4 protein-coding genes are annotated in these 3419 nt (G+C 66.7%); all 4 read left to right on the forward strand.

The genetic code is table 11. The features are described 5' to 3' along the window. Positions 1-780 (forward strand): PHP domain-containing protein (locus JYJ84_RS31845; RefSeq protein WP_205189944.1); only part of this gene is annotated, 780 nt, incomplete at its 5' end. Positions 781-853: 73 nt separating this feature from the next. Further along, the gene (locus JYJ84_RS31850) at positions 854-1486 is read left to right on the forward strand and encodes an L-threonylcarbamoyladenylate synthase (protein ID WP_174918546.1); all 633 of its coding nucleotides are present in this window, start codon (positions 854-856) and stop codon (positions 1484-1486) included. 49 nt (positions 1487-1535) lie between these two features. Then, positions 1536-2198: a site-2 protease family protein gene (locus JYJ84_RS31855; protein WP_174959479.1), complete on the forward strand. Its 663-nt coding sequence runs from the start codon at positions 1536-1538 to the stop codon at positions 2196-2198. Positions 2199-2206: 8 nt separating this feature from the next. Beyond that, on the forward strand, positions 2207-3409 hold the full coding sequence (locus tag JYJ84_RS31860) for a tryptophan--tRNA ligase (RefSeq protein WP_011352534.1): 1203 nt from the start codon (positions 2207-2209) through the stop codon (positions 3407-3409). Positions 3410-3419: the final 10 nt, after the last annotated feature.

A 3419-nucleotide genomic window follows, 5' to 3' on the forward strand; every position in this document is an offset into this window, starting at 1 on the left:
CCTGCCGACGTCGCGCGCCGCGCCCATGCCGGCGGCGTGACCCTGTGGGCGTTGACCGACCACGACGAGATCGGCGGCCAGGCGGCGGCGCGCAGCGAGGCGGAAGCGCTGGGCATGCGCTACCTGAGCGGCGTCGAGATTTCGGTCACGTGGGCGTCGCGCACCGTGCACATCGTCGGCCTGAATGTCGATCCCGCGAACCAGGTGCTCGTCGACGGCCTGTACCGTACGCGCCACGGCCGCGCGGCGCGCGCGGTGGCGATCGGTGAGCAGCTCGCCACGCTCGGCATTCCCGGCGCGTACGAAGGCGCGCTGAAGTACGTGTCGAATCCCGACCTGATCTCGCGCACGCACTTCGCCCGCTTTCTCGTCGAGAGCGGCCATGCCACGTCGACGTCCGATGTGTTCGATCGCCTGCTCGGCGACGGCAAGCCCGGGTTCGTCCCGCACCGCTGGGCGACGCTGTCCGACGCCGTTGCGTGGATTCGGGCGGCCGGCGGCGAAGCCGTGGTCGCGCATCCGGGCCGTTACCGCTATACGCCCGTCGAATTCGACGCGTTCTTCGGCGAGTTCATCGATCTGGGTGGCCGCGCGATCGAGGTCGTCACGGGCAGCCACTCGCCCGACCAGTACCGCGAATACGCGGACGTCGCACGCCGCTTCGGTTTCGAAGCGTCGCGCGGCTCGGATTTCCATGCGCCAGGCGAGGGCCGTGTCGAGCTCGGCAGCCTGCCGCCGTTGCCGCCCGACCTGACACCGGTCTGGGAGCGCTGGCTCTGACAACAGGCGGCGGACTGCCGCCCGCGTTGCCGCCGGCAACGCACATTCGACTTCTCCCCCTTTACGACCCCCCATGTCCCAGTTCTTCAGGATTCATCCGGATAATCCGCAGCCGCGCCTGATCAAGCAGGCCGTGGAGATCGTCAGCAAGGGCGGCGTGATCGCGATGCCGACCGATTCGAGCTATGCGCTCGCGTGCCACCTCGACGACAAGGATGCGGTCGAGCGCGTGCGCCGGATTCGCGGCCTCGACGAGAAGCAGCACCTGTCGCTGCTCGTGCGCGATCTGTCGGAGCTCGCCAACTTCGCGATGGTCGACAACCGCCAGTACCGGCAGATCAAGTCGGTGACGCCCGGTCCGTACGTGTTCATCCTGCAGGCCACGAAGGAAGTGCCGCGCCGGCTGTCGCACCCGTCGCGCAAGACGATCGGGCTGCGCGTGCCCGATCACGCGATCACGCTCGCGTTGCTGGAATCGCTCGGCCAGCCGCTGCTCGGCACGACGCTGATCCTGCCGCCGGACGACGAGCCGCTCAACGATCCCGAAGACATCCGTACGCGGCTCGAGAAGCAGGTCGACCTCGTGATCGACGGCGGTGCGTGTCCGCGCGAGCCGTCGACGGTGATCGACCTGACCGGAGACGAGCCCGAGCTCGTGCGCGCGGGGCGCGGCGCGCTCGAGCCGTTCGGACTCTCGGCGGCCTGAGCGCGCCGTTCCATTTTTTGCGCGAGTGCGCTTGTTACAATAACGCGATATGGATGCTTCCCTGATACAGACCATCGCCGTCTACGCGCTACCCGTGATCTTCGCGATCACGTTGCACGAGGCCGCGCATGGCTACGCCGCCCGCCTGCTCGGCGACAACACCGCCTACATGATGGGGCGCGTATCGTTCAATCCGATGCGCCACATCGATCCGCTCGGCACGATCGCGATCCCGCTCGTGATGTATTTCCTGACCGGCGGCGCGTTCCTGTTCGGCTATGCGAAGCCGGTGCCGGTATCGTTCGGCAACCTGCGCAATCCGCGCTGGGGCAGCCTGTGGGTATCGCTCGCGGGCCCGGCCTGCAACTTCGTGCAGGCGCTGATCTGGGGCGTGCTGACCCTCGTGCTGCCTGCCGTCGGCATCGACGAGCCGTTCTTCACGCGGATGGCGTTTGCCGGCGTCAGCGCGAATCTCGTGCTCGGCGTGCTGAACCTGTTTCCGCTGCCGCCGCTCGATGGCGGCCGCATCCTGGCGGCGCTGCTGCCGACGAAGCAATCGATCGCGCTGTCGCGCATCGAGCCATACGGCTTCATCATCGTCCTCGTGCTGGTCACGACGGGCGTGCTGACGAATTTCTGGCTGCGCCCGCTCGTCAACGTCGGCTACGCCGTCCTGAGCGCCATCCTGTCCCCATTCGCCTCGCTCCTCTAACGACAATCATGTTCCCTGAACGTATTTTCTCCGGCATGCGACCCACCGGGTCGCTGCACCTCGGTCACTACCACGGCGTGCTGAAAAACTGGGTGAAGCTGCAGTCCGAATACCCGTGCTTCTTCTGCGTCGTCGACTGGCATGCGCTGACGACGCACTACGAGACTCCCGAGGTCATCGAGAAGAACGTGTGGGACGTGCTGATCGACTGGCTCGCGTCCGGCATCGATCCGGCGCAGGCGACGCTGTTCATCCAGAGCAAGGTGCCCGAGCACGCCGAACTCGCGCTGCTGCTCGGCATGAGCACGCCGCTCGGCTGGCTCGAACGCGTGCCGACCTACAAGGAGCAGATGGAGAAGCTGAAGGACAAGGATCTGTCGACCTACGGCTTCCTCGGCTACCCGGTGCTGATGGCGGCCGACATCCTGCTGTATCGCGGCTCGCTCGTGCCGGTCGGTGAAGACCAGGTGCCGCACGTCGAGATGACGCGCGAGATCGCGCGCCGCTTCAACTACCTGTACGGCCGCGAGCCGGGCTTCGAGGAGAAGGCGCTCGATGCCGCGAAGAAACTCGGCGGCAAGCGCGCGAAGCTCTATCACGAGCTGCGTAACGCGTATCAGCAGGAGGGCGACGACGAGGCGCTCGAACAGGCGCGCGCGATGCTGCAGGAGTCGCAGAGCCTGTCGATGAGCGACCGCGAACGCCTGTTCGGCTATCTCGAAGGCGCGCGCAAGATCATCCTCGTCGAGCCGCAGGCGCTCCTCACCGAAGCATCGCGGATGCCGGGCCTCGACGGGCAGAAGATGTCGAAGTCGTACGGCAATACGATCGGCCTGCGTGAAGACGCCGAGACGATCACGAAGAAGGTCCGCACGATGCCGACCGATCCTGCGCGCGTGCGCCGCACCGATCCGGGCGATCCCGACAAGTGCCCGGTGTGGCAGCTGCACCAGGTCTATACGGACGAAGCGACGCACGACTGGGTGCAGAAGGGCTGCCGTTCGGCGGGCATCGGCTGTCTCGACTGCAAGCAGCCGGTCGTCGAAGGCATCCTGCGCGAGCAGCAGCCGATGCTCGAGCGCGCGCAGAAGTACATGGACGATCCGTCGCTGCTGCGCGCGATCGTCGCGGACGGTTGCGACAAGGCGCGCAAGTACGCGACGGAAACGATGCGCGACGTGCGTGACGCGATGGGCCTGTCGTACAACTGATCGACCGCAT

Origin of the sequence: Burkholderia sp. LMG 13014 (genome assembly GCF_905232215.1) — a bacterium.
GTDB lineage: Bacteria > Pseudomonadota > Gammaproteobacteria > Burkholderiales > Burkholderiaceae > Burkholderia.